At 59.0% G+C, this 25,184-nt stretch carries 20 protein-coding genes and 2 pseudogenes; 13 read left to right on the plus strand and 9 right to left on the minus strand.

What is annotated here, in order from left to right:
* Positions 1 to 110: 110 nt before the first annotated feature.
* Positions 111 to 2,510 carry a Tex family protein gene (locus ACJD00_RS13165; protein ID WP_418907384.1) on the minus strand — a complete coding sequence of 800 codons (2,400 nt, stop codon included), beginning with the start codon at positions 2,508 to 2,510 and terminating at the stop codon, positions 111 to 113.
* Between the two features lie 57 nt (positions 2,511 to 2,567).
* Here ACJD00_RS13165 and ACJD00_RS13170 point away from each other — a divergent pair, with 57 nt between their 5' ends.
* Positions 2,568 to 2,927 (plus strand): hypothetical protein, encoded by a 360-nt coding sequence (locus tag ACJD00_RS13170; RefSeq protein ID WP_309410519.1) that lies wholly within the window; start codon positions 2,568 to 2,570, stop codon positions 2,925 to 2,927.
* Complete coding sequence (locus ACJD00_RS13175) at positions 2,927 to 3,322, plus strand: RNA-binding S4 domain-containing protein (RefSeq protein WP_309410518.1); 396 nt, start codon at positions 2,927 to 2,929, stop codon at positions 3,320 to 3,322. Before ACJD00_RS13170 ends, ACJD00_RS13175 begins: the two co-directional genes overlap by 1 nt.
* Here ACJD00_RS13175 and ACJD00_RS13180 read toward each other — a convergent pair.
* Positions 3,319 to 5,274, minus strand: coding sequence for a S9 family peptidase (locus ACJD00_RS13180; protein WP_418907385.1), 1,956 nt, complete (start codon positions 5,272 to 5,274; stop codon positions 3,319 to 3,321). The two genes, ACJD00_RS13175 and ACJD00_RS13180, sit on opposite strands and share 4 nt — an antisense overlap.
* A 75-nt stretch (positions 5,275 to 5,349) precedes the next feature.
* Here ACJD00_RS13180 and ACJD00_RS13185 point away from each other — a divergent pair, with 75 nt between their 5' ends.
* Together ACJD00_RS13185 and ACJD00_RS13190 are read left to right on the plus strand one after the other, a co-directional pair.
* Positions 5,350 to 5,871 carry a DUF1697 domain-containing protein gene (locus tag ACJD00_RS13185; RefSeq protein WP_418907386.1) on the plus strand — a complete coding sequence of 174 codons (522 nt, stop codon included), beginning with the start codon at positions 5,350 to 5,352 and terminating at the stop codon, positions 5,869 to 5,871.
* A 47-nt stretch (positions 5,872 to 5,918) separates the two neighbouring features.
* Positions 5,919 to 6,572 carry a trimeric intracellular cation channel family protein gene (locus ACJD00_RS13190; protein WP_309410515.1) on the plus strand — a complete coding sequence of 218 codons (654 nt, stop codon included), beginning with the start codon at positions 5,919 to 5,921 and terminating at the stop codon, positions 6,570 to 6,572.
* Here the strand turns inward: ACJD00_RS13190 and ACJD00_RS13195 are convergent.
* The gene (locus ACJD00_RS13195; RefSeq protein WP_418907387.1) at positions 6,569 to 7,828 is read right to left on the minus strand and encodes a CynX/NimT family MFS transporter; all 1,260 of its coding nucleotides are present in this window, start codon (positions 7,826 to 7,828) and stop codon (positions 6,569 to 6,571) included. The two genes, ACJD00_RS13190 and ACJD00_RS13195, sit on opposite strands and share 4 nt — an antisense overlap.
* Before the next feature lie 17 nt (positions 7,829 to 7,845).
* A complete protein-coding gene (locus ACJD00_RS13200) occupies positions 7,846 to 8,397 on the minus strand; it encodes a TetR/AcrR family transcriptional regulator (protein WP_418907388.1) in 552 nt (183 codons plus the stop codon).
* 117 nt (positions 8,398 to 8,514) lie between these two features.
* Between ACJD00_RS13200 and ACJD00_RS13205 the strand changes: the two genes are divergently transcribed.
* From ACJD00_RS13205 to ACJD00_RS13215, 3 genes are all read left to right on the plus strand, one after another.
* Positions 8,515 to 10,032, plus strand: a complete 1,518-nt coding sequence (locus ACJD00_RS13205) for an MFS transporter (protein WP_418907389.1) — start codon at positions 8,515 to 8,517, stop codon at positions 10,030 to 10,032.
* Between the two features lie 284 nt (positions 10,033 to 10,316).
* Positions 10,317 to 10,520 carry a cold-shock protein gene (locus tag ACJD00_RS13210; RefSeq protein ID WP_309410511.1) on the plus strand — a complete coding sequence of 68 codons (204 nt, stop codon included), beginning with the start codon at positions 10,317 to 10,319 and terminating at the stop codon, positions 10,518 to 10,520.
* Positions 10,521 to 10,639: 119 nt separating this feature from the next.
* A complete protein-coding gene (locus ACJD00_RS13215; protein WP_418907390.1) occupies positions 10,640 to 11,623 on the plus strand; it encodes an LLM class flavin-dependent oxidoreductase in 984 nt (327 codons plus the stop codon).
* Between the two features lie 250 nt (positions 11,624 to 11,873).
* On the opposite strand, the gene ACJD00_RS13220 is transcribed toward ACJD00_RS13215, so the two are convergent.
* A complete protein-coding gene (locus tag ACJD00_RS13220; protein WP_418907391.1) occupies positions 11,874 to 13,088 on the minus strand; it encodes an MFS transporter in 1,215 nt (404 codons plus the stop codon).
* A 241-nt stretch (positions 13,089 to 13,329) separates the two neighbouring features.
* Between ACJD00_RS13220 and ACJD00_RS13225 the strand changes: the two genes are divergently transcribed.
* The 5 genes and pseudogenes from ACJD00_RS13225 to ACJD00_RS13245 all read left to right on the plus strand — a co-directional run bounded on the left by ACJD00_RS13225 (position 13,330) and on the right by ACJD00_RS13245 (position 16,102).
* A complete protein-coding gene (locus ACJD00_RS13225) occupies positions 13,330 to 13,794 on the plus strand; it encodes an Lrp/AsnC family transcriptional regulator (RefSeq protein ID WP_309410508.1) in 465 nt (154 codons plus the stop codon).
* Between the two features lie 111 nt (positions 13,795 to 13,905).
* Positions 13,906 to 14,139 (plus strand): hypothetical protein, encoded by a 234-nt coding sequence (locus ACJD00_RS13230; RefSeq protein ID WP_418907392.1) that lies wholly within the window; start codon positions 13,906 to 13,908, stop codon positions 14,137 to 14,139.
* A gap of 33 nt (positions 14,140 to 14,172) precedes the next feature.
* A pseudogene (locus ACJD00_RS13235) lies at positions 14,173 to 14,328 on the plus strand (helix-turn-helix domain-containing protein); the annotation flags it as partial.
* A 24-nt stretch (positions 14,329 to 14,352) separates the two neighbouring features.
* Entirely contained in the window at positions 14,353 to 15,066 is a 714-nt protein-coding gene (locus tag ACJD00_RS13240; protein ID WP_418909337.1) for a LysR substrate-binding domain-containing protein, read from the plus strand.
* Positions 15,067 to 15,079: 13 nt separating this feature from the next.
* The gene (locus tag ACJD00_RS13245; RefSeq protein WP_418907393.1) at positions 15,080 to 16,102 is read left to right on the plus strand and encodes an enoyl-CoA hydratase/isomerase family protein; all 1,023 of its coding nucleotides are present in this window, start codon (positions 15,080 to 15,082) and stop codon (positions 16,100 to 16,102) included.
* A 149-nt stretch (positions 16,103 to 16,251) separates the two neighbouring features.
* Here ACJD00_RS13245 and ACJD00_RS13250 read toward each other — a convergent pair whose 3' ends face one another.
* The 4 genes from ACJD00_RS13250 to ACJD00_RS13265 form a co-directional block, all read right to left on the minus strand.
* Positions 16,252 to 18,210 carry a choice-of-anchor A family protein gene (locus ACJD00_RS13250; RefSeq protein WP_418909338.1) on the minus strand — a complete coding sequence of 653 codons (1,959 nt, stop codon included), beginning with the start codon at positions 18,208 to 18,210 and terminating at the stop codon, positions 16,252 to 16,254.
* A gap of 626 nt (positions 18,211 to 18,836) precedes the next feature.
* A complete protein-coding gene (locus ACJD00_RS13255; protein WP_418907394.1) occupies positions 18,837 to 20,594 on the minus strand; it encodes an FMN-binding glutamate synthase family protein in 1,758 nt (585 codons plus the stop codon).
* A 40-nt stretch (positions 20,595 to 20,634) separates the two neighbouring features.
* Entirely contained in the window at positions 20,635 to 22,377 is a 1,743-nt protein-coding gene (locus ACJD00_RS13260) for an amino acid ABC transporter ATP-binding/permease protein (RefSeq protein WP_418907395.1), read from the minus strand.
* Entirely contained in the window at positions 22,374 to 24,137 is a 1,764-nt protein-coding gene (locus ACJD00_RS13265; protein WP_418907396.1) for an ATP-binding cassette domain-containing protein, read from the minus strand. Before ACJD00_RS13265 ends, ACJD00_RS13260 begins: the two co-directional genes overlap by 4 nt.
* Before the next feature lie 73 nt (positions 24,138 to 24,210).
* Between ACJD00_RS13265 and ACJD00_RS13270 the strand changes: the two are divergent.
* Positions 24,211 to 25,167 (plus strand): annotated as a pseudogene (locus tag ACJD00_RS13270) (acyl-CoA thioesterase); the annotation flags it as partial.
* Positions 25,168 to 25,184: the final 17 nt, after the last annotated feature.

A 25,184-nucleotide genomic window follows, 5' to 3' on the forward strand; every position in this document is an offset into this window, starting at 1 on the left:
TCATCCAAGTTTGCCCATACTTAGCACGCCAAATATTAGCCGACACTAAGGCGCTGACAAGGCCTTAGTAAAGCCGATACTTACTTTGGTTAGGGTAACCGACCTACCGGCTAGCCCAGCCCGGCACGCTTGAGCGCCTCAGCCATTGCGGTGTTCGCAGTGCCTTCGCGGCGTGGCGCTTTGGGCCGAGATCGGCCGGATTTATCTGCTCCGGACCCCGTCTGTTCGCGTGTTGGACGGCCGGTGCTTGGAGCGGAGCGTGTAGGGGTCTCGGTGCCGGGCAGTTCGTCGTCCAAGCGCAGGGTGAGGGAAATACGTTTGCGCACCGGATCAACTTCGAGCACTTTGACCTTTACGATCTGCCCCGAGGTCACCACCTCGCGCGGATCTGAGATGAACTTCCTACTCATCGCCGAGACATGGATTAGCCCATCCTGATGCACCCCGAGGTCTACGAAGGCACCGAATGCCGCCACGTTGGACACCGTGCCTTCCATGATCATCCCCGGTTTCACATCTGCGAGGGTTTCCACACCGTCCTTGAGCGTAGCGGTGACGAACTCGCCGCGTGGGTCTCGTCCTGGGCGCTGCAACTCGGCAATGACGTCCCGGATCGTGGGCTCGCCAAAATTATCGGTAATGAACTCGCGAGGGTCCAACTCGTCGAGCCGTCGTCCAGAATCCGCCGAAGCATGCTGGAGCTGCTTGGCTAGCGTGTAGGCCTCGGGGTGCACGGCGGAAGCATCCAGTGGTTCGCTACCACCGGTGATGCGCAAGAATCCCGCGCACTGCTCGAATGCCTTGGCGCCAAGCCGTGGAACTTTGAGCAGGTCTTTGCGGCAAGCGAATCGCCCGTGCGCGTTGCGGTGCTCAACGATATTCCGCGACAGGAGCGGTCCTACGCCGGCGACACGGGAGAGCAAGGCTGCGGAGGCGGTGTTCACATCCACCCCCACCGCGTTGACGCAGTCTTCAACCACCGCGTCTAGCGCCCGGTCGAGCTTCGAACCCGTGACGTCGTGCTGGTACTGCCCCACTCCGATCGACTTCGGATCGATTTTCACGAGTTCAGCCAGCGGATCTTGGAGGCGTCGGGCAATCGATACCGCTCCGCGAAGGGAGACGTCGAGGTCGGGCAGTTCTTCGCTGGCGAGTTCGGAGGCTGAGTAGACCGAGGCCCCGGCCTCGGAAACGATCACCTTGCGTGCCGATGCGCCGGTCAGGGCACGGATCACCTCTGCGGCCAAACGATCGGTTTCACGTCCGGCTGTTCCATTACCCACGGCAATGAGCTCAGTGCCATAGGTTGTGGCCAGACGCGTGAGTACCGCAATGGATTCGTCCCATTTACGAGCGGGTGCGTGCGGGTAGATGGTGGCAGTTTCCACGACCTTGCCGGTCGTATCGACCACGGCAACCTTAACGCCGGTACGTAGCCCCGGGTCCAGGCCGAGCACGGCCTTGTTTCCGGCCGGCGCCGCGAGCAATACATCGCGTAGATTGGCTGCAAAAATCTTCACCGCCGCGTCTTCGGCGGCCTCGAATAAACGAGTTCGCAGGTCAGATTCGAGGCGAGTCAGCAAGCGTGCCTTCCACGCCACACGAATGGACTGGTTCAACCATTTGCCGGCTGGCTTACTCGGATCTGCCGCCACGCCCAAGGCTGAGGCAATCGCCCGCTCGTAGCCAGCGCGGGCTTCGGCCACAGCAGCCTCATCGCGCGGATCGGCCTCAGCCAACTGCAAGTTCAGCACGCCTTCACGCTCACCGCGTAGCAGCGCCAGCACCCGGTGGGATGGAAGCGAATCGAGGTCCGCGGCATAGTCCAGGTAATCCGCGTACTTTCCTTGGCCCTCGGCCGTGGCGCCCGCGCTGGCGGTAGCCCCAATCTTTCCCGAAGTCCACAAACGCTCCCGGAGCTCTCCGGCGAGAGTTACATCTTGAGCTACACGCTCGGTGAGAATCGAACGCGCACCGGAGAGTGCATCCATCGTTGTTGCAAACCCGGCGTCGGCGTTCAAGTACTGGGCGGCCAGCTGCTCCGGGTCGAGGTTCTCATCGCCCAACAGACTATCGGTCAGTGGTTCGAGCCCGGCTTCGCGTGCAATCTGCGCCTTGGTGCGACGCTTGGATTTGAAGGGAAGGTAAAGGTCTTCCAGCTCGGCCTTGCTGCCGGCGGCGGCAATGGAAGCCGCGAGGGTCTCGTCGAGTTTCCCTGCCTGTTCAATGGCCTGACGGATGGTGGCACGACGGTCCTCCAGCTCACGCAGGTAACGCAGCCGGTCCTCGAGCAAACGAAGCTGGCTATCGCTCAGTCCGCCGGTCACTTCCTTGCGATAGCGGGCGATAAAGGGCACGGTGGATCCGGAATCCAGAAGCTCTACGGCCGCGCTGACCTGCCAAGGGGCCACTGGCGACTCGACGGACAGTTCCTCGGCTAGCTGCCGGATCATTCGTTGTTCTGCACTGCTCACCGCACCATTGTGCCCCACCGAGGCCGACGCATTCATGATCAACTCGGCCGATATACAGCACATCCCAAACCTCCAGTCGTAGACTTTATTGCCATGGGGAAACTACTTCGACGCACCTGTCTTACCGCGGGATGCGTGGTGACGCTGGGGATACTGGTCACGGGATGTTCTGTGGTGGAAGATACCGCCAGCTCGGCCGCGCAGCAGCTTTCGCAAGCCGCGAGCGAGGAGCTTTTACGACAGGCCTGCGCACCAATTCAAGATGGCACAATTGATGCTAACGAGCTGAAGGTTCTAGGATCGATCGTGCAAAGTGTCAATGGAGGCGGATTGCCCGAGCCGCTGGTCGATGTGCTCCGCGAACTGGCCGAACAGGGTGATCAGGCTCCGCGCGCCCTGCAAGATAAGCTCATCAATGCGTGCGCCGATGCGGGGGTCGGAAACGGAGAATAATGCAGGACATCCCCACTAGTGGCAAGATCCGCCTCGATGCGTGGCTCTGGGCAGTGCGCATCTACAAGACTCGCTCCGCTGCCACCACCGCGTGCCGTGCAGGACACGTCAAACTCAACGGCGCCCCGGTTAAGGCATCACAACCGGTCGTGGTCGGCGACCGGTTGCGTGTACGCAAGGACGGGTTCGATCGTGAGCTTGAAGTAACGGGATTACTCGCTAAACGTGTCGGTGCCTCGGTTGCCGTCCGTTGCTATCTGGACCATAGTGAACCGCGGCAGAAACCGATCATCCCCAATGTGCCGATACGTGAACGTGGCGCAGGGCGACCCACCAAGAAAGACCGGCGCGAACTCGACCGGTTACGCGCCAGCTGGCAGGATTTGGAGCTCTAGCTCCCTGTCAACGTCAGGCTCGGCACGTCGGCGTGGAATCCAAAAATCTGTGCATAGAATGCCAGTGACGTCTCCAGCGCGGCGATAATGTTCTGTGCCTTGCGGAATCCGTGTTGTTCCCCCTCAAACAATACATATGCATACGGGATACCTCGCTCGGCGAGCGCGTCTGCCACCACCTGGGATTGGGCCGGCGGTACCACCTTGTCCTCATCTCCCTGCAACAACAGCACCGGGCACCCGATCTGCGCGACGTGGTTAATTGGTGCACGTTGCGCATATAGGTCGGCGGCTTCGGGGTAAGGGCCCACGAGCGAGTACATATAGTGCGACTCAAAGTCGTGAGTATCCTCGACAAGTCCTACCAGATCGGAGACCCCATAGCGGCTGATCCCGGCGGTGAAACGCTGCGTATTGGTCAACGCGCTCAGCACGGTCCAGCCGCCGGCGCTGCCACCTTCGATGCCGACGCGGTTGGGGTCTGCAATCCCTTGTTCAACCAGCGCGTCGATGACGGCTACGGTGTCGTCGACGTCCACCACACCCCATTGGCCACGTAAGCGATTGCGATAGGCCCGCCCATAGCCAGTGGAACCGCCGTAGTTCACATCAACCACCCCGATACCGCGCGAGGTGTAGTAGGCGATCGCAGTGGAGAGCTTGGCTTGAGCTTGAGCGGTAGGCCCACCGTGAACCATGGTGACGAAGGGCGGTAACTCGCCGTCGAGGCCGGTATACCCGGCATTACGCGGCCGGTAGAGCAGTGCGTGTACGGGCTGGCCATGGGCGTTTCGGCACTCGAACTCTTCCACGGCGGGCAGCAAGGAAGGCTCAGGCAACCGCTCAATGCTGTGCGCCAGCGGTCGGTGCTCAAGGTTTTCGAGATTGAGCAGGGTGATTTGCTCGCCAGCTGACATCGATGAGGCAGCCGCTAATAACCAATTGTCGCGAACATCTAAGGGGCGAAGGCCGGTGAACGGCAGCGGCAGTTCGTGCAGTCCGCCGGTGTCCACATGCAACCTGGCCAGTGCTCCGGTGCCGCGCCCATAGGTACACAGCAGTTCATGACGAGACTCCACCAGATACCAGCGTGTGCCGACCTGCCACAGCGGTCCGGCGAATTCGCTGTCGCGAGCAATGAGTCGCGTGGTTCGCCCGCTGGAAACATGATAGAGGTACGGGTTCCACCAGCCGGACGCGTCGGAGATGAAGCCGATTCGATCTGCGTCGACCCACTCGGGTTGCATAATCGATTCGGCCGGGCCTCCGGCGATCACGGTATCGGGAAGCACTCCCCCATCCGCCCACTCCGCTAGGTGTAGCTCGGTGCCGTCCCAGGGCATGTTCGGGTGCTCCCAGCTGATCCAGCAAATCTTTTCACCGGTGGGGTTCAGGCGTGGATAGGCTACAAATCGCGCCGGGGCGCTGAGCCTGCGTATTTGCTCGACCTGATCGGAGGCACTCCCATCCAGTGGTAGCTGAACGATATGGCGCACTGGTTCGGAAGATTGATCCTCCATGATGGCCAGCACGCTTCCGCTGGGGCCAATACTGAAGTCGGCGAATCGCAACAGTGGTTCCCCGTCGCGTCGACTCTCGGGAGTGAGCACCTGTGTGGTTCCATCGGCCAGAGAGAGACGGTAAACCCGCTGGTCAGCGAAATTACTGAAGATAACCGCGTTGGCCTCGTCAATCAGCAACCAGCTGGCGCCGCCATATTCGTGGACCCGGCTACGTACGTTGAATGGTGCGGGCACCAGTTCTTTTTCGGTGCCGCCTTCGGCCAAGGGCTGCTGCACCAGGGTGACACGCCCGCCCTCGCTGGGGCGCCCTTGTTGGATGATGGCGGAGTCTTGGTAGAAGCATGCGCCACCGAGCGGGATGGTCCCGGCAGCTACGTCGGCGGCGGTGATGGTCGATGGCCATGAGCCATATGGGCGCTGAGTGAGCATAGTCCCGATCCTAGCGAGTCTTCGGACCGTCATGGAATCTCGACAAACCCCGGGGCATCGGCTTCGATGGGACTCATGGAAAGCTATGTGGTGTTTTTGCGCGGTATTAATGTCGGTGGAGTGAAGGTTCTCATGAAAGAGCTGGCACAGCTTCTGAGCGACGGTGGTTTCCACTCGGTACGTACCGTGTTGGCCACTGGCAACGTGCTACTCGAGAGTTCACTAGCCACGGCGGCCGAGGTACAGGATCGCTGCGACCAGCTGCTGGCCGAGAAGTACGGGCGCCCGCTGGAAACTCTCGTTTTCGCAAGCTCGCAGGTGTTGGACTTGGCGTCGGACTTTCCGCTGTCGGCCGACGGCACAGAACACCGGTACTTAACCTTGTGCGCAGAAGATGCCGAAGTACTAGGCGAGTTTCTGCCCGCCGACAATAGCTGGCAGGCGAACGGACCATACTTGTACTGGCTGGCGCCCAAGGGCGGCACCACCGATGCCCCGGTGTCCAAGGCACTGACAAAGGCCGCCCGGCGTCACCTCGTCACCACCCGCAATTTCAACACTATTGAGAAACTCGCCGAACTGATCCGTCAGCAATAGGCGCAGCCACTGTCCATACATTTTCTCTTACGCCAGGATATTCAAGCATGATGATCACCATGGAACTCGTGGGCATTTTCTTCTTTGCCGTCGCGGGTTCGTTGATGGCTGCACGCCGCGGTTTCGACATTCTCGGTTCGGTATTTCTTGGAGGGGTATGCGGTCTCGGAGGCGGTGTAGTGCGCGACCTGATCCTGAATCAGGCACCGGCAACGTTTCAGAATCCGGTGTATTTCACCCCTGCTATATTGGCTGCGCTCTGCGTTTACGCACTGACACCGTCGGTACAACGGCTCCACCGTCTTATCCTCGTCTTCGATGCCGGAGGCCTGGCGCTATTCAGCATGACCGGCACCCTCAAGGCCTTAGACAATGGCGTCAATCCAGTCACGGCAATTTTGCTCGGAGTGATCACCGCCGTGGGCGGTGGACTGTTGCGAGATGTGATTTCCAATGTGACACCGGATCTTTTCAATCCCGGTGATATCTATGCGATTCCCGCGATTCTCGGAGCCGCACTCTCGGCGCTGGCTTGGCACCTTGAAATTTTTCAGCCTGCGGTGGCGATTGCCATCGGCAGCACCACATTCCTGTTGCGCCTCTGTGCCCTGCGCTTTAACTGGCGCATTCCGATGGCAGCCGGGCACTGGTATCGCCAGCAATCACCACCACCGATGGGTGGGCCGCAGCGGCACTTTTAGTCAATCTCCTGCAGGCTGGGTTCGCGCTGAGCACCCTCTGCGACATCCTCAATGGTGCGCGGCGCGTTGATCATGAGAGCCCCGGTCAGCATGACAATAATGCACAGCCCCATCATGGCAAACGCTACCGCCCAGGACCCAGTCGCCTGCTGCACAATACCGAAGAGCAGGGGGACGATTCCGGCCCCGGCGTAGCCGATACCCTGCGCGAAACCAGAAAGTACGCCGGAGCCGTAGGTGGTACGCGAGCGAAGGTTCATCATCAACAACGCAATAGCGAAAGTTCCCTGCCCAAGCCCCGCCATCACTACCCACAGCGCAGTGCCTTGTGTCGGTGAAAGGTAAATCCCAAAATGCCCGATGATCCAGCAACAGGTGAAGATCAGCACCGCAGCAAGCGGTCGCTTAAGCCGTGGTACCCACAGCGGCACGAGCAGGCTTACCGGGAGTCCAAGGATTGCGAAAAGAGCCAGCATGTTCCCGGCGGTCGCTTCGCCCACGCCCATGGTGTGCAGGTAGGGAGGTAGCCAGGTGAAATACACGTAAGTCTGTGCAGAGTTTCCCGCTAAGTAGATAGCCAGCCCCCAAGCAACCTTGTTGGTCCAGGGATTTATGCGGCGTTCCGGTGCTACCACTTGGGCGGTGCCAGCTGCTGGATTCGCGACGCGCGCGTGCTGTCGATTGGCGGCGAGTTGAATGATCCAGGGCACCAACACCATGGTCGAAAGCAACGCCCATGCTCCCACCGAATACCGCCAGTTACTGGCATCGGCCATCGGCACGGAAAATTGCGGCGCTACCCATGTCCCCACCGCAATCAGCGTGACATACCCGCTCGTGACGAGCCCAATATGGTCGGGAAAGTACTTCTTAACCAACGGTGGTAAGACGACATTGCCAATACCGTAGCCGCAGAGAGTCACAATCGACAGCGCCAGAAATGAGTACACGTCGGCCATGAATGCGCGAGCAACCTGCCCGAATACTGCTAACGCCACGGAGAGCAGCAGCGTGCGCTCAAGCCCCAGTGCCCGGATCAAACGTGGAGTCAAAAGGCCAAAGACGGCAAAGGTTAGTGGGGCCAGCATGGCCAGTAACCCGGTTGTGAACTCGGTGAATTCTAGGTCTACACCGATCCTGCCGAGCAACGGGGGAACCGAAACGACGGCCGCACGAAGGGACAGGGCCATGAGCAAGATTCCCAACAGTGCTCCGATACGCCCACGCATCTGCCCGGAAGATCTAACTGCGCTCACGTGCCACGGTCCCTTAACTAGTTGCCACGACCCAACTTTTTGAGTTCTGGGATCAACTCTAGTAACTCCCCTAGCTGCCCTTCCAAATTCTTTTGGTACCAGCCGCCCGGCATCGCGCAATGCGTATAGAGACCTTCACCAATCAGCATGACCATATTGGCAATACGCTCATCCCCGAGATGCTTGGTCAGCATTTCGTACCAGCGTTGCTGGACCGTACCCAAGTGAGCGATGGCCGCCTCATTGCCGTCCTGCGCCAGACGCTGGACAGCAATGAACTGACGATCGAATTCGCCATTCACGGTCGCGGAGGTTCTTACGTAGTATGTGGCCGCACCTTCAGGCGCCTCGTCCATAAGCCGCAAATCTTCTTGGATGACTTCTTCACTGAAGTCGATGACGGCTTGGGCTAGCGATTCCTTCGAAGAAAAGTGATAGAGCAGGCCGCCTTTGGAGACACCAGCTCGGGCCGCCGTGGCCTCCATGGTGGCCGAACCTACCCCGTCCGTGCACAGCAGATCAATGTAGGCTTCCAAAACTTTCCTGCGGGCTAGCGCCGGGCGTGCCATGCGGGCTCCTAAGCAAACGAGTATCAGTGATCAACTGAACAATACTTCAATTGTAACTGTACCGTCCGGACGGTATAGTTATGATCGTTCCTACAACACTAAAGGCTGATATCCATCATGAGTTCCCCTACCATCGACGCAATCCCCACCCTGGGCCGTGCCCGTCGCTGGGCGGCCTTGGCCGTTCTCATGTTCCCGGTCCTCTTGGTTTCCGTGGACAACACGGTCCTGTCCTTCGCCGTCCCCGCCATTTCCGCTGCGCTGGCACCCACCGGCACACAATTGTTGTGGATTATTGATATTTATCCACTAATCCTTGCTGGTCTATTGGTTCCCATGGGCTTCTTCGGGGACCGTATCGGCCGCCGAACTGTCCTGCTCATCGGCGCCATTGGGTTCGCCGCAGTTTCAGCGCTGGCAGCATTTGCCACGGATCCAAATCAATTAGTGATCGCACGAGCCCTTCTGGGTATTTTTGGCGCCATGCTCATGCCGGCCACGCTCTCTTTGATCCGCAATATCTTCCTCGACGACCGGGAGCGTCGCGTAGCCATTGCCATCTGGGCTGCCGCGTTCTCTGGCGGCGCGGTCCTCGGCCCCATCATTGGCGGTCTACTGCTTGAGCATTTCTGGTGGGGTTCGATCTTCCTCATGGCCGTGCCGATGTTGTTGCCCCTGCTCATCGGCGGGCTACTGCTACTCCCGAATTCCAAAGACCCAAAGCCAGGCCGTGTCGACCCGGCGTCTATTGCCCTCGTGGTGCTGACGCTGCTGCCGTTCGTCTTTGCGATCAAGTCCTTCTCGAGCGACGGGTGGTACGTTTCCGTCGCCGCCATCGCCGTGGCGGTACTTTCGGGCACTGCATTCGTTCGACGCCAGCTGGCCACAGAGAATCCAATGTTCGATGTTCGACTTTTCACCAATGGCGCCTTTTCCGGCGCACTGTTGGTGAACCTCATCGGAGTTTTCTCCCTAGTTGGATTCATTTATTTCGTCTCTCAACACCTGCAGCTAATCGCCGGATATAGCCCGTTGGAAGCCGGCCTGATGATGACTCCTGGCTTGGTGTTGACCATGGCCTTCGGCCTGATCTCGGTGTACTTCTCAAACCGCTTTGGGTCGCCGAACGTCATGATCTGTGGGCTCTTGCTCTCGGCGACCGCTTATGCACTCGTGATGTTTGCCGGCTCCAACGGTAACGTCGCCTGGATTATGGTCGCATTCTGCGTTCTTGGTTCCGGCGTGGGTATGACCGAGACGCTGTCTAACGACATGGCCCTCGGGGCAGTTCCACCAAGCAAGGCCGGTGCCGCATCTGCCATCAGCGAGACCGCTTATGAAGTCGGCTCCGTACTTGGCGTTGCAGTGCTCGGCACGATCTTGAACTCGGTCTACGCAGCCCGCGTGGTCATTCCGCAAGGTGTCAATCCGGACCAGCTTTCCGCCGCTCGTGAAACCCTGAGCGGCGCGCAGGCACTCGCCGAACAGCTCCCGGAAGCTCAAGCTCTATCCCTGATGGAGTCGGCGGCACACGCGTTCGATTTTGGGGTACTTATCACATCGTCGATCGCCGCCACACTCGCCGTGCTCGCCGCGCTCCTAGTGGTGCGTGTAATCAAGCCTTCACTGCGGTAAACGCGCCCCAACCCTTTACCAAAATTTAGATTAACTAGGGAAAAGTTATTCCCAAGTGGCTTGGGAGCAAGTAAGCTAGAGACTGTAGTTCCTAAGTAATTCGCGAAGTACCCGTTAGAAGTTTGTGAATGTCCAACCTTTCCGGTTGACGCTAGCCCCTTCTATGACGTGAAGTGAATGACTTGGCTGCTTCTCCAGTTCGTCAAGATTTCTTGAGGAGCTGAAACAGAGTCAACCAAGATCACCGTCAGGTGGCAGTACGTCTGAAAGGACACCCTATAAAAATGGCAACCGGAATCGTCAAGTGGTTTAACGCTGAAAAGGGCTTCGGCTTCATCGCTCCGGACAGCGGCGACCCCGATGTATTCGCACACTTCTCCGCCATCCAGACCAATGGTTTCCGCACCTTGGACGAGGGCCAGAAGGTTGAGTTCGAGGTAGTCGAGGGCCCGAAGGGCCTGCAGGCTTCGGACATTCGCGCACTGTAACTTACACAGCGCTTAGCTAGGCCGGGGCAACCCTAGGGTTGCCCCGGCCTTTGCATATGCAACCGCGGGTGTGACCTGATTATCGGAATACCTCGGCGTACTTGTAGGTTGTCAAAAGCGTGAAGCTTTCGATCTTAGACCTAGCCCCCATTTCCCCCGAGTCGACGATCGCCGATTCATTTCATTCCTCGGTGCGCCTTGCTCAGCTGGCCGAACGTTCTGGTTACGAACGAGTTTGGTACGCCGAACACCACAACATGTCGACGATTGCCTCGAGCGCCACATCGCTGCTCATCGGCCACGTAGCGCACCACACCGAGCACATCAGGCTCGGTTCCGGAGGCGTCATGCTTCCAAACCACTCCCCACTGGTCATTGCCGAGCAGTTCGGAACACTCAAGGAACTCTTCGGCGACCGCATAGACCTTGGGCTGGGCCGCGCCCCCGGCACCGACATGAACACTCTGCGCGCATTACGTCGGGACCCGAGCGCCGCAGATTCATTCCCCCACGATGTTCTGGAACTTCAGGCTTACCTGGCCGGCGAATCACGCATCGCCGGCGTGCGCGCCATCCCCGGGGATGGAACGAAGGTACCTCTCTATATTCTGGGCTCGTCTCTCTTTGGCGCGAAGTTGGCCGCGCAGCTTGGCTTGCCCTACGCCTTCGCCTCTCACTTCGCCCCGGCGGCATTACATGATGCAGTCGCCACTTACCGCTCTGAGTTCCGCCCATCCGCGCAGCTGGCGGAACCATATGTCATCGCCGGAGTTGGCGTCATCGCAGCAGATACCCCAGAAGAAGCTCACCGACTACGGACAGAGGCTGAACGTCACCGAGTAGCAGCGTTCCTTAACCGCAATAAGGATCGTTCCCTGAGTGAAGCAGAAATCGACATGCTCATGCAGACGCCGCAGGCCGAGCAGATTATCGACATGATGCGGTACACCGCCGTGGGAACAGGCGAAGTCGTCGCTGACTACCTCCGACACTTTGCCACCACAGCCCAAGCCGATGAGTTGATCACCGCGCATCACCCAATTCGGGAAGAGGATCGGCTTAGGTCGGTGCATGTAACCGCTCAGGCTTGCGCTCTGGCTTAGACGTGGGACGTTGCTCGTGAAGCTTGCCGGAGCCTCCGGCAAACTTTACGAGCAACACCACGTCCTCTGCGCCGGCACGATATCTGGCCGGATTCCGGATTTCCGTGTGGACCGCGATCGTCTGCTGGTAAGTTTCGCGTCAATTAGTCCGTACTGCCCGGATGAGGCAGTGAACGTGGATGGCTTGAGCCGTGGCTCTGGCTGTCTGGGGCCGGTGCCGATCCGCACCCCAGTATTCTGCTCTTAGGGCTTAACTCTGACGCACTTTTTCGGCCGAAAGCTGACGCTTCGCTGCGATCGCCAAACCTAGCGCCAATACGGCACATGCGACAGAGAATGTCATAGTGCTGGGGACTAAACCAAAGGCGCCAGCTGCCCAGCCCAAACCGATCACTGGAACCGCACTGCCAAGATAAGTCACCACGTAAATCGTTGACACAGTGCGTGCATGCCATGAGGTTTCGACAGCGTCAACGGCGCGGGAAAAGGCCGCCCGGAAAGAAGTACCTTGTCCGACACCAATCAAGATCATCGCGAAAACAGCCAACCCTAGGATCTCGGCTTCAGCGGCAAATGCCAAGAGAATAACGCCGCCTCCGAGGATCAACAATCCGACCGGTAGTTGCCTGTCGCCACCACGGACGAAGACCTGCGTTAACGCTGCAACTCCCAACGGAAGGCCGGCAAGCAGCCCGATCGCCGGGAGCGAATGTAGCCCAAATGCCTGGGCCATGTAACCTGGGGCAAGCGACAGCACGAATCCAAACACTGCGAAGCTCAGGAAACCCACCATGCAGGCGATCACGGCACGCGGACGAGCCTCAACCGGGACACCTAAGCCTCGTGGGGCCAAGGCACGCTTACGCTCCCCTGCCGAGGCTATGGCAATCGCCGGTCGTGCCTGTAAAAGACTTAGTGGCACCAAGATAAGTAGCAGTAAAACTGCCTGCACCATAAACACTGAATGACGACCTCCAGGAAGCAACGCAAGAAGGCCGCCGAGTAGCGGTCCAACAGCTACTCCACCGGAGGATGTCAGCAGGGTAAAGCGTGAGGCCCACTGTGGCTTGGAAGGCAATAGCTCGCGGAGCGCTGCCGAGCTCGCTCCGGTTGCCAGCGCTACACCCGCTCCTTGCAGACCACGTCCTAGACACAATTCGGTCAATGAATCAGCCGAAGCAAAAACCAAGGTACCGGCCAACGAGAGCGCCACCGCGAACACAAGCGCTGCTCTACGTCCGATGTGATCCGACCAGTGTCCAACGGTGCAAAGAAAAAGGATCAGACTACATACGTAGCTGGCGAATGCGACAGTCGTGCCCATGGGCCTAAGCGACAGTTGGCTCTGCAACTGCGGATAAAGCGGCGTAGCCAGGTTGGCGCCAATAAGGAGCAACGACATAGCCGACATAGTGATCACCAGTCGGGTCGTAAAACCAGGATTCCAGGTGAGGTTACGCGGCACGGCAGGGCGCATACGCAGTTCACTGATGACGGACACAGCGGCTCTTCCATGATGGTGTGTGGAACGGGAACCCTCTGAACCGGATAGGCCAAAGGATTTGAGCGTTCTGTTTCGAATGATGGCTCGATACAGATCTTTCTCTCACTAATATGCGTGATAGCCGAGCAATGAGGCATAATCTGATGCTGTACTTGAGCACGATAGTCAAAATAGCTAGCTTGAACGGTGTGTGATTGGGCAGATGTTGCGATTGGACGCAGTCGACCGAAAGATCCTTCTGGCGCTCATCGAAGATCCGCGGATCCAAGTTTCGGAGCTTGCGGACAAGGTAGGAGTCGCTCGTAACACAGCACAAAGCCGACTTCGACGCCTTGAAAATGCGTCGGTGCTTCGCCACGGAGGCCGAGATGTTGATCTCGCCAAACTCGGCTATGACGTACTTGCCTTCGTCACCTTGGAAGTCAACCACCGCGAACTAGACTCAGTGATTACCGCACTGCGCCACATTCCCAATGTCTTAGAGATTCATGAGACCTCCGGCCAGGGAGACGTGTGGGTGCGCCTAGCGACAACCGATACACATCAGCTGCAGTCCGCGTTGCGCCACATTCTACGGATCAAGGCAGTGACTCGATCCTCAACGACCTTGGCGCTGCACACGCACCTTCCCTACCGCACAGCTCCACTCCTAGAAAATGCCCCCTGAAAATACCTCAATGTCAATGCTTTAACTTCCGCTTCGCGAGGCCTACTGTAGAGCTAACGAGAACCCGTGGGGCCTTCTCCTAGCCGGTCCCACTTGGCAAAGGAGAACGCCATGAGCAGGGAATTTGAACCATTGGACTTTGCCCCGCAGTACGGCAACGACATCTATGAGCCGGATGACGGACGCGACTCACAGGCTTATGAAGGATCCAGCGACATGCCCGAAACCATGCGCAATATCGATCCACTGTCCACGCGTAGTTACCTTCTCGATGACGAGCTAGAGAGCGAAACCGATCTAGACAATGAATTTACCGAGGAAGAGAACAACGATGTCGATGAATGATGCCTCGTTAGACTTGTACACGTGATTAATCCCGTGCACCTGCGCACACTGCTTGAAGTAGTTGCCCACCGGTCCTTCGCCACCGCCGCCACGCGGCTGGGATACACCGCCAGCGCGGTGTCCCAGCAAATGACTGCGCTAGAACGCAGTGTCGGTACCACCCTCTTCGTTAGAGGTGCGCGTTCTATTACTCCGACCCCAGGGGCCCTGCGTATGGTCCGCCATGCCAAGCGCGTTCTCACTGATCTCGACGCTCTTATGGCGGACGTGGCCACGGCCGCTCACGGATCGCAGGACCGCGAAGAGATCAAGCTCGGTATCTTTCCGTCGCTGGCGACCTATGCGCTTCCTCAAATTCTCACGGCCGACGCTTGGCCGGGCTTGGGAATCAATTTGCGCTTGTGGATCGGCGAACCCCAACAAACCGTCGCTGGCTTGGGAACCGGAGGCGATCTAGACCTCGCACTGATCTTCCAAGTTGGACCAGGCGGTTTAACCTGGCCAGCGTCGCTCGAACGCACTTGGCTGGGTGATGACAATTTCCGAGTTGTAATCCCTGCGTCATGGCCGATAGGCGACGATTCCCAACTCACGGTAGATCAGTTGGCCGAATGGCCCTGGATTCTGCATCACCCGGGAACCTCAGACGCTACGCTCATCGCGCGACTTTTCGCTTCCTATAACATTCATCCGCAAGTAGCCGCCTACTGCGATGATTTCAACGCGTCTCTACATCTTGTTTCTTCTGGTTTAGGTGCAGCACTCGTACCAGATCTAGCAATGGCTCAAGCCCCTGCCGGAATTCGTGTCGTAGACGCCCCGGAAATCCGATTGGCGCGATCGATCTTCGCGCTGAAACCCGAAAACTCCAAGAAGCCAAAGGCCAATCTGGTGCTTGACCGTTTGGCTCAAATACTGGCTAATTAACGAGGGACGAATAATGACTGACTTGGTGCGCGCTACCGTCCGTGACCGTCTCGGACACTGCGAATTGAATCGTCCACACAAACTCAATGCCTTGAACTTCGAGATGTTGCAGGCACTCGACGAAGTACTGCATCGCTGGGCTGATGACAATTCAGTCGAGATGGTTGTCCTAACTGGCGCAGGAGAACGTGGGTTCTGTGCTGGCGGGGATATCGCGGATTTTCACAGAGCTGTGACGACGGGACACCACTCGGATTTTATGGAGCTCCTGGCCCTAGAGTTCAAAGTTGATCTGCTTCTTTCAAAGTATCCAAAACCACTTGTAACGGTGGCTCACGGCATAACCATGGGCGGAGGAATCGGCCTAGCCAGCCACGCTCCAGTGCGCCTAGTGACTGCCACGGCACGAATGGGCATGCCTGAAACCAAAATCGGATACACCCCTGACGTTGGAGGAAGCCATCTTCTTGCTATGGCACCAGGTCACATGGGCGAGTACTTTGCGATGACAGCAAACTCATTTACTGGAGCCGATGCGCCCTCTCTTGGCTTTGCTGATGCGGTTGTTAGCGAATCATTTGCCGCAAATGCGCTGGACGAACTAAGTGACCTTGTGGGTCTTGGTAGCGCAGAAATTACTGCAGCCGTTGAAGTCCTCCACGGTGCTCCGGAATCACATCGCATGGCCACGGAATCGGGATGGATCGATCATGCTTTCAGTGCCGAGAGCCCTGTCGAAGTGGTTGACCGGCTGAGGGACATGGCGCATCCCAATGCCGCTAAGGCGCTGGCTATGATCGAGGCGAACTCTCCCACGAGCGTGTCATCGGCTTTCTACTCCGTCCGTGCCGCTCGCGAAGAAGCTAATCTGCAACTCACCCTGGATCGTGAACTCCGCCTAGCTGGCTACCTCATGCATCTACCTGATCTCGCCGAAGGTATTCGAGCACAAGTAATCGACAAGGACCGGAACCCAGCGTGGACTCCTAGTTCGCTGCAGGAAGTCGATCTCGAATCCCTCATGCAACCAATGTAGTCTCGAGCTGCCCCCACTAGGGATTTAATCGCAGTCGTCAACCGGCTTTTACACATCCTCTGGCGGCTTCGACTAGCCATAGCGTTGATCGTTAAAGTTAAAATGCGACAAAGCTGGCAGGCACCGAAGATGCCTGCCAGCTTTACTATCTACAGTCGTGATTTCTTACGATGACGTACTACCGTCGCAATCCCCGCGGCAAAGAGCAGAAGTCCGGCTCCGAGAATCGGCATTCCAGACATGCCTGTGTCGGCTAGGCCTCCGCTACTAATGCCATTCGAGTTCCCCGCGTTCGGGTTTCCCGAAGGTACTGGCGACTCCGAAGATTCAGGCGAACCCGTTGGCTCAGGCGAACCCGAAGGCTCAGGTGAGTCGATCGGCTCAGGCGAATCAGTCGCTTCAAGCGACTCCGACGGCTCAGGCGAATCAGTCGGTTCAAGCGACTCCGACGGCTCAGGCGAATCAGTCGGTTCAAGCGACTCCGACGGCTCAGGCGAATCAGTCGGTTCAAGCGACTCCGAAGGCTCCGGCGACACCGACGGCTCAGGCGACACCGACGGCTCAGGCGAATCAGTCGGTTCAGGCGACTCCGAAGGCTCCGGCGACACCGACGGCTCAGGCGACACCGACGGCTCAGGCGAATCAGTTGGTTCAGGCGACTCCGACGGCTCAGGCGACACCGACGGCTCAGGCGAATCAGTTGGTTCAGGCGACTCCGACGGCTCAGGCGAGTCGGTCGGCTCCGGCGACACCGAAGGCTCAGGCGAATCAGTCGGCTCCGGCGACACCGAAGGCTCAGGCGACACCGACGGCTCAGGCGAATCGGTTGGTTCCGGCGACTCCGACGGCTCAGGCGAGTCGGTCGGCTCCGGCGACACCGAAGGCTCAGGCGAATCAGTCGGCTCCGGCGACACCGAAGGCTCAGGCGAATCAGTCGGCTCCGGCGACACCGAAGGCTCAGGCGAGTCAGTCGGCTCCGGCGACACCGAAGGCTCAGGCGAATCGGTTGGTTCCGGCGACTCCGACGGCTCAGGCGAGTCGGTCGGCTCCGGCGACACCGAAGGCTCAGGCGAATCAGTCGGCTCCGGCGACACCGAAGGATCCGGCTTTTCAGTTGTTTCTGGCGTTGGAGGCTCGGTGCAGGTAGATGACGGATCGCCTATAAACGGGAAGTTGTGAAACTCGGAACCCGCACGATCCTGCACGAGATTACCCGCAACCCAGATACGGCCGTTTAGGCCAGCTGCAGCCATGGTGGTCGTAGCGGACGAATTAGGAACGATGACGCTACCGGGCACCTGTGCCCCTTCGAGTCGCACGTCCTGAGCATCGGGGAAAACCCAAAGTATCTGCGCGGCGAGTTGGCCGAAACGCTGAGAATTCTCCAAGATCATGCCATTGGCGCTGTCGAACAGGCCTTGGATATTAATGCGCGGAGACGCTCCCCGGACCTTGATAATGATCGGATCAGCTGGCTCGATGTTGTCACCGATCTGCAACGAGAACTGTGACAAATGCTCAGCATCGATGTCAAATAAGTGGCGTGCAGCGCCCGCAGAACCGTTTAGGCGTAGCGTTCCCCACGAGTTCGTGTAGGTACCCTCGGTGTTCAGCTCATGGTTGACATTGTTTTCCGCGAATTGGCGAAGCACCGAGAAGTTATTCTGTGGCCATCCAGCGAAATTCGGCGAGTCCAACGCACTATCTCGACCCAGATCTGATTCGACTGTACTGCCGGGTCCTGTCGCAGTGATATTGCCTGCGCCTTGCTGCGCACCGCCGATCGCGACATGTGTCTCAAGGAAGTCACCGCTTGAGGTAATTAGCGACGCTTCGAGCTCACCTGGTCCGCCAAATACGGCCGATCCGCCTACGCGAATGACATCTGAACCAGCGGACGGCATCATCCCCGACCCTGCTCCAACACGACCTACCGAGTAGGCGCCACTTCCGAAGTTCGCGTCGCCGTTAACAACAAGCTGCCCTTCCAATTCGGCACCTTTGACACGGGAAAAATTGCCGCCAGCATAGACGTTTACGTTCTTGTCGATTGGCTTCGGTTCAACTGTGCCGTTGCTTGCGACAATCCCTAGGCCGCCGCTGGGCATGCACTGCCCGGTCCCTCCACTAGCAGGATCTATCACGGGAACTGCATAGCTCGGGGCTACTGCTGTGACTAAGGTGCTGGCGGCCACCAATGCCGCCAAAGTGCCCCCTAGCAGTTTCTTCGGGCTCACCAATTTAACTCCTTGAGAACGCTCATCTGGGAAAACCTACTGATCGGTAGGAAAGAATGTTAGAACACTAACAGATCGGTTCTAAGGGAGCCTGAGAGGGTGCTAGTCGACCGGAATTCACTCGGGCCATTAATTAGCGCCGATCTTTAGATTCCGCGGGGCCTGGCACAAGAATTTGAGGTCACCCCGGAGGTGAAACCAAATCTTGACTAGTTGTTTTAATGACGAATGGGCCACTGATCAGCAGGCGAGCAAATCGCACTTGGACGCGAAGAATCCGACCAGTCACTATTGATGTGGCGTCGACAACGTGGCCAACTACACTCGAATCGTTCGCAGAACGATAATGAAACCAATCGGGATTAAGTCACCCTCGAAGTGCATTTTCTCGCAATTTTTAAGTGTTACTGTGACCGTATTGTTACTTTCGAACAATTCGGTATGCCGAATCATTGAGATGGAGTGATGGCCGTCGCGATTCAGCTGGCCGGGTAGGCTCACTTCGTGCCGGGTTTACTCTCCGGTCGAGTTGCATCGGAGGAGATAGGTACGACCTTCGTGGAGTCTTTTGGCTCGATTCGTGTGATTCTTGCACCTCGGTCTGGCTGCTCTGGCGGAACGATGGCCACGGACAGAGGCATGCCGTGTCGAACCGGCGGAAACTCTCCAAAGTGGTCTGGATCCGCCTCGTCCCAATCTTCCTGCCAATGAACTGGTGGATCTGTAAGCAATTGCCCCGGCGTAAGCCAGTGGAAAAGGCTCGCATACGAACGCGTGTTTTGCATATTCACGCGCCTACGCAACATACGGCTCGTCAACTGATGCGGGCTCGTCAGACCCATCGAAGCAATGATTTGCTGGGCCTCGGTGACCGTCAAGCGATGATAGTTATAGACCCGATGTCCCTTGTCGGTCACGTCCAACGCACGCATGCGACGCTTGGACTGGGTGGCCACACCCACGGGACAATGGTTCGTATGGCAGCGCTGGGCTTGAATACATCCCGTCGCCATCATCATTGAACGCGCAGCAAAGGTGAAATCCGCACCCTGAATGAGTCGCTTGACGATGTCCGATCCGGTGGCGACTTTCCCGGCGGCGGCCAGGCGCACCTCGTCACGTAAGCCAGCTCCCACTAGCGCGTTGTGCACGATCATCAGCCCTTCGGTAAGTGGCGTACCGATGTGATCTTCGTATTCGAGCGGTGCAGCTCCCGTACCTCCCTCGGCACCGTCTACCGTGATGAAGTCTAAGAGGATCCCAGTTTCGATCATTCCCTTACAGATGGCCAGAACATCGGTACGTGAGCCAACGCAGAATTTCACCCCCACGGGCTTACCACCTGACAATTCTCGAAGTCGAGCAACGAATTCCAAAAGCTCTCGAGGAGTCGAGAACTCACTATGGCTTGCGGGCGAGATACAGTCCTCGCCTATGGGCACGAGCCGGGTCTCTGCAATTTCAGCAGTCACTTTTGCGGCTGGTAGCACGCCGCCAAGACCGGGCTTGGCGCCCTGCGACATCTTGATGGTGACGCCCTTGATCTGTTCCAGCGAAGCCTTCTTGGCGAATGTCTCGGGATCAAAACGGCCCTCTTCAGTCCGGCATCCAAAGTAGCCTGACCCGATTTCCCAAAAGAGGTCGGCATCGCTGGCGAGATGATATTTACTCAGACCCCCTTCACCAGTTTCTTGCACGAAGTCGCCCATCCGAGCGCCGCGGTTCATTGCGAGTACCGCGTTGGCCGAGAGTGATCCGAAACTCATAGATGAAATGTTGAGTAGCGAAATATCGTAGGGCTCCGTGCATTGGCTAGATCCCACGCGCACCTTGAACTGACTGGAGACTGGCGCAACGGGCGCCGAAGAATGTAGTAAGTATTCGTGCCCTTCCACGTTGACCAGACGCTCGGTACCGAAAGCTTTGTGGCTGTCGACACCTTTTGCTCGCGCATAAATAAGTGAGCGTGTGTCACGATCGAAGGGGCGACCGTCAGTGTTGCGTTCGATGAAGTACTGCTGAATTTCGGGTCGGATGAACTCCAGAAAGTAGCGCGCGTGGCCCAAAATCGGGTAATTGCGCAGGATTGAGTGGCGCTTCTGGACCATGTCATAGATTCCTACGCTGGCCAGACCCACGGTCAACACCAGCAGTACCCACCATGCGGCACTTCCATATTGCGAGGCAAGCACCGCGGTTAGTATCAGGCCAGTGGCCAGGGCTGTTAGAAATAGAACTACAACTAAACGCACCATGCTGCGAGCCTAACGCGAGCACTGCGGTGAATGTAAGGGCTCACAGGTTTCCAGCTTCACGCTGAATCATGGCTCGCAGCATCGAGTCGGAACGCGCGATAAGAGTCTGTGGCGTCGCAGTTTCGACGACGCGACCGTCGTGCAGCACGAGCGCCGTGTCGACATACGGCAACACCGAAAGTCGATGGCTAATCATGATGGCCGCCATCCCGCTGTGTAGCCGGCGCTGCAGGGCTTGGAACACTAGGCTCTCGCTCTCGGCGTCAAGTGCGCTCGTAGCTTCGTCGAGGATCAGCACCTGGGGTTGGCGTAGTAGCGCCCGGGCGATGCCCAACCGTTGTCGTTGCCCGCCGGAGAGCCGGCTCCCACGCTCGCCCAAGCGCGTATCGAGTCCGGACTTTTGCGCGGCGAGCCAGGAGGCCAGTCCCAGTTCCTGTAGTACCTCTCGAAGTTGCTCATCTGGTATGTCATCCCTGCCCAGTAGCAGGTTCTCGCGTACGCTGCCGCGAATGAGCACGGGTGTCTGAGCCACAAGTAGAATTCGCTCACGTAGCCGGTCCAATGGCAGAGCTCGCAGGTCGACTCCCCCAAGCTGCATCTGTCCGTCGGATTCGATGCTACGGACCAGAGCCGCGGCAACGGTCGACTTGCCACTACCGGATCCGCCAAGAACCGCAAGCAGGCCGCCGCCTGCTACGTGAAAATCGACATCGTGCACCACCGTGCCTTGTGCGTATCCAGCGCTGAGCTGTCGCACGATAAGACTTGTACCCTCGACGGCAGGGGCTTCAGTACCCTCGCTGATAGTCACCGGCGCCGTGTCAACATCGTAGAGGCGGTGCGCACTGGCCAGTGAATCTTGAAGACTCAGCACGAATCCTTCGACGGCTCGCACCGCTTCAAACGAGGGAACGCACAACACCAGTACCAGCACCAGCTCACCGGGCTGCACGCTGCCAGATCCAACCGCCAAGACAACGATCGCGCTGAGCCACGGCACGATGGTCACCAGCGCCGATCGCACACCGCTCATCCAGGCGGCTTTGGACGCGATCAGGCTATCCGGTCCGCGTTGCATCACCCGGCGTAGCATCGCTCGCTCGGCCCCATAATCAGCGATCGTCTCGGCTCCGCGCAGCGTCTCCGCCAGCGCTTGGCTCTGCGCCGTGCGCGCACGTGCGGTATCAGCTACCGCCCGTTGCACGGTGCGTAGGCCGAGTCCGGGTACGACCAAGCCCAACATGATGTACCCGGCGGCAAGGGCCGCTGCGGGTGTGGGGCCGGCAATCGACCAAACGAACAGACTCGAACCCACACTGACCACAAGGGACGCAACGGCCGGCGGAAGCGTGTGAGCGAAGAACACCTCGACCCGGTCGATATCGCTGGTGGCTTTCGACAGCATCGCCCCCGAGCGCCGGTTACCACCAAAGGGTGCCTGCCGCTCATAGGCCCGGTACATCACCGAACGCAACCGAGAGAGCGCAAGGAAGGCAACCCGGTGACCCACGTACTGTTCGGCATAGCGCACAAGCCCTTTGAGCAGGCCCAGCCCAATCAATAGCGCCGCGGACAGAGCCAAAGTCGGTTGAGGAAGCCACGAGGCCACGGACATGCCCAGGACCCGAAGTAACCCGAGGCCCGCTACGAGATACATCGCCAGCGACACGAATCGGGTGATGCACGCCAACAGGCAGGCCAGCACCATCGCTGAGCGAAGCCCCGAAGCGACGCCGAGCAACCAACGAGTGACGCCCGGAGGCGAAGAGTGCAGTTCGGTCACTGTTCTCCTCCTTGGGTGCCGAGGGCGCGGTAGAGCTCGTTCGTCTTTCGCTGGTAGGCGTCCATTGCGGACTTCAAATACCCCGGTGTCGCCAGGAGCTCTTCGCGCCTGCCGGCTTGAATAACATGCCCGTTCTCAAGCACCACCACGTGGTCATAGTCTTGCAGAAGGCCCAGCCGGTGCGTCACGGTGACGGTGGTCAACCCGGCGGTGACCCGTCGGATCGTGTCAAGAACCTCGGCCTCGGTGCGCACGTCGAGTGCGCTGGTAGGTTCGTCGAGGAGCAGCACCGACCGGCGAGCCAACAGTGCCCGGGCCAGTGCCATGCGCTGTGCCTGGCCTCCGGATAGCCGGGCACCGGCCTCCCCGAGCTTGGTATCTAGTTTCCGAGGTTGGGCCGCGAGCCAAGGACCCATTCCCACTGCGGAGAGGACCTCGATCATCTCTTCGTCGCTCGCCTGTGGTCGGCCCAGCCCGAGGTTGTGCCGCACGCTGCTTCCAAAGAGCTCGGCGCCCTGGTCGAGTACCGCGGTGTTGGCCCGCAAGGTGGCCGGGCCAAGGGTGCGGTGTCCATCGTGGATCGTGCCCGAGGATATTTCAAGCTGCCCCTGAAGTACTCTCAACAGCGTGGTTTTTCCACTACCGGAGGGGCCGATGATCGCCGTGCGCGACCCAGCGGGGAAGCTGAGCGTGATCCCGCTGAGCGCCGGTAGCGCGTCCTCGTCCTGGGCGTAGTGGGCGCTGACCTCTTGGAGTTGTAGTGCGTGATCTCCCAAGGACGCCCGTGCGGGATGCAGCGAGGCGCGGTGGATGGGCTCACGCAGAACTTGGGTAATCTTTTCCTCCGCGGCACGCCCGGTCATCCCCACGTAGAAGAAACTGCCAACGTAGTTCACCGGTGCCAAGGTCAAGAAGCTCAGCGCGATCAATGCCACGGCCGAGCCCGGGCTGATGGCCTCGGTGGAGGCGCGCCACCAGGCCAGCAACGCCGCGCTGGACAGCAGCAGGACGGCAAAGCTGGAATCAATGACCAGAAGCACCAGCTGGTTCCGCGACAACAGCTTCATTACCTGTTGCCGCACCCGCTCCGAGGCTCTGGCGATCCGTTGCCCCATCCACTGCGAGGCGCCATTGAGTTTGAGCATATCCAGCGAGCGCAGGGCCTCGAGGAAGGTTGCGGCCAAGATCCCCTGGGACCGTCGGTATTCACCGGAGGAGGCACGGAAGCGGCGCTGGAAACCAATCACGATCAGCGGCACCAACGGGGTCAGAATCAGCAGGAGCAGGGCACTGAGCGGGTCGATAAACACGGCGATGAACCCGAGGACGAGTAGTGGCGTGGCTACCGCGGAGAGCGCCGGACCAATAAATTCGGTCCGGTAGCGTGCCGCGCGTTCCACGGAGTCCATGGCGATGGACACCAGTTCGCCTTCGCCTAAACGGCGCAGCCGCAGCGGACCGATGGCGAGATAGTGTTGCAGGAGGTTTTCGCGTTGTTCGCGGGTGGAGATGTCCTTATCGCGAGCGATCACCACCGGCATGAGCACGGTACTGAGCACGATCACGAGGGTTTCGGCAGCCACCGGCCAGTACCAGTTGCTGGGCAGGCTACCGCCGGACAAGAGCAGGTCGAGGCCCCGGCCAAGCATGATCGCTAATCCCGCGGTGGCGGAGGCGGCCGCAAGGCTCAGTACGATCACTAGCGTCGTCGCTACCGAGAACAAGCCGAAGAGTTTACCCACGGTATACATCGTAGTCATCAGGGTGCCCCTTGCCAGCCGGGTGTACGTCGCAAAGTTTGTTTGACCTCGCCCGCTGGCGGAGACTAGCACCATGAGCACTAGCACCCGACACGATTCGATCACCCTGCGATTTCTTGCCGCCCCCACCGATGTAGGCGTTTCCGGCACGGTTGAGGCCGGCACCGTCTTGGAGTGGGTGGATAAGGCGGCCTATGCCGCAGCGGTGGGCTGGGCCGGGAGCTACTGCGTCACCGCCTACGTTGGCAACATCCATTTTGCCGACCCGGTGCACTCCGGGGATCTCGTGGAAGTCACCGCCTCGGTCGTATACACCGGCACCTCCTCGATGCACATCCGAACCGAGGTGACCTTCAGCGATCCGCGCGAGCGTCGCTCGGTCACCTCGACAACCTGTTTGGTGATTTTCGTGGCCGTCGACGAGCAGGGTAAACCCACGAAAGTGCCCTCCTTCGAGCCGCGCACGGCATGGCAGCTGGAAATGCGCGAACGTGCCATTGCGCGCATCGGCATCCGCGAGAAGATCGTGGCGGCGATGAAGGATCAGGAATATACCGATGCGGGAACCGCCGAGCGCGTGGTGTTGCGATTCCTCGCCGCACCCACGGACGTGAACTGGGGCGGCAAGGTGCACGGCGGCATCGTGATGAAGTGGATTGACGAGGCCGCCGCACTTTGCGCCGCACGCTATTGCCAGCGTGAGACGGTCGCGGTGTTCTCTGGCGGAGTGCGCTTCTACCGGCCCCTGTTTATCGGGGATCTGGTCGAGGTCGAGGCCCGCCTGGTCTACACCGGCGCCAAGGGCATGCATGTGGCCGTGCATGTGCGCTCGGGTAACCCCAAGGGAACCGAAATGAACCTGACCACCTACTGTCTGACGGTGATGGTGGCACGCGATGAAACGGGCACCGCGGTACCGGTACCGCCATGGGTACCGGTAAGTGCCGAGGATCAGCGGCTCAGCGAACACGCTCGGGAACTGCTGGCCATCCGCGCCGACGCCCCGGGGGGCTACCAGCCGAAACACCTGCGTAGCCCGTTTGCCAA

Source organism: Glutamicibacter endophyticus (genome assembly GCF_048457885.1).
Classification (GTDB): domain Bacteria; phylum Actinomycetota; class Actinomycetes; order Actinomycetales; family Micrococcaceae; genus Glutamicibacter; species Glutamicibacter endophyticus.

Excerpts from the sequence above, each read along its gene's own strand:
- ACJD00_RS13175 (WP_309410518.1), top strand. The coding sequence starts at position 2,927 with ATGCAGGACATCCCCACTAGTGGCAAGATCCGCCTCGATGCGTGGCTC.
- ACJD00_RS13265 (WP_418907396.1), bottom strand. The coding sequence starts at position 24,137 with ATGACTACGATGTATACCGTGGGTAAACTCTTCGGCTTGTTCTCGGTA.
- ACJD00_RS13205 (WP_418907389.1), top strand. The coding sequence starts at position 8,515 with ATGAGTTCCCCTACCATCGACGCAATCCCCACCCTGGGCCGTGCCCGT.
- ACJD00_RS13245 (WP_418907393.1), top strand. The coding sequence starts at position 15,080 with ATGACTGACTTGGTGCGCGCTACCGTCCGTGACCGTCTCGGACACTGC.
- ACJD00_RS13170 (WP_309410519.1), top strand. The coding sequence starts at position 2,568 with ATGGGGAAACTACTTCGACGCACCTGTCTTACCGCGGGATGCGTGGTG.
- ACJD00_RS13190 (WP_309410515.1), top strand. The coding sequence starts at position 5,919 with ATGATGATCACCATGGAACTCGTGGGCATTTTCTTCTTTGCCGTCGCG.
- ACJD00_RS13225 (WP_309410508.1), top strand. The coding sequence starts at position 13,330 with ATGTTGCGATTGGACGCAGTCGACCGAAAGATCCTTCTGGCGCTCATC.
- ACJD00_RS13210 (WP_309410511.1), top strand. The coding sequence starts at position 10,317 with ATGGCAACCGGAATCGTCAAGTGGTTTAACGCTGAAAAGGGCTTCGGC.
- ACJD00_RS13200 (WP_418907388.1), bottom strand. The coding sequence starts at position 8,397 with ATGGCACGCCCGGCGCTAGCCCGCAGGAAAGTTTTGGAAGCCTACATT.
- ACJD00_RS13185 (WP_418907386.1), top strand. The coding sequence starts at position 5,350 with ATGGAAAGCTATGTGGTGTTTTTGCGCGGTATTAATGTCGGTGGAGTG.
- ACJD00_RS13180 (WP_418907385.1), bottom strand. The coding sequence starts at position 5,274 with ATGCTCACTCAGCGCCCATATGGCTCATGGCCATCGACCATCACCGCC.
- ACJD00_RS13165 (WP_418907384.1), bottom strand. The coding sequence starts at position 2,510 with ATGAATGCGTCGGCCTCGGTGGGGCACAATGGTGCGGTGAGCAGTGCA.
- ACJD00_RS13230 (WP_418907392.1), top strand. The coding sequence starts at position 13,906 with ATGAGCAGGGAATTTGAACCATTGGACTTTGCCCCGCAGTACGGCAAC.
- ACJD00_RS13250 (WP_418909338.1), bottom strand. The coding sequence starts at position 18,210 with ATGCCCAGCGGCGGCCTAGGGATTGTCGCAAGCAACGGCACAGTTGAA.
- ACJD00_RS13240 (WP_418909337.1), top strand. The coding sequence starts at position 14,353 with ATGGTCCGCCATGCCAAGCGCGTTCTCACTGATCTCGACGCTCTTATG.
- ACJD00_RS13255 (WP_418907394.1), bottom strand. The coding sequence starts at position 20,594 with ATGGTGCGTTTAGTTGTAGTTCTATTTCTAACAGCCCTGGCCACTGGC.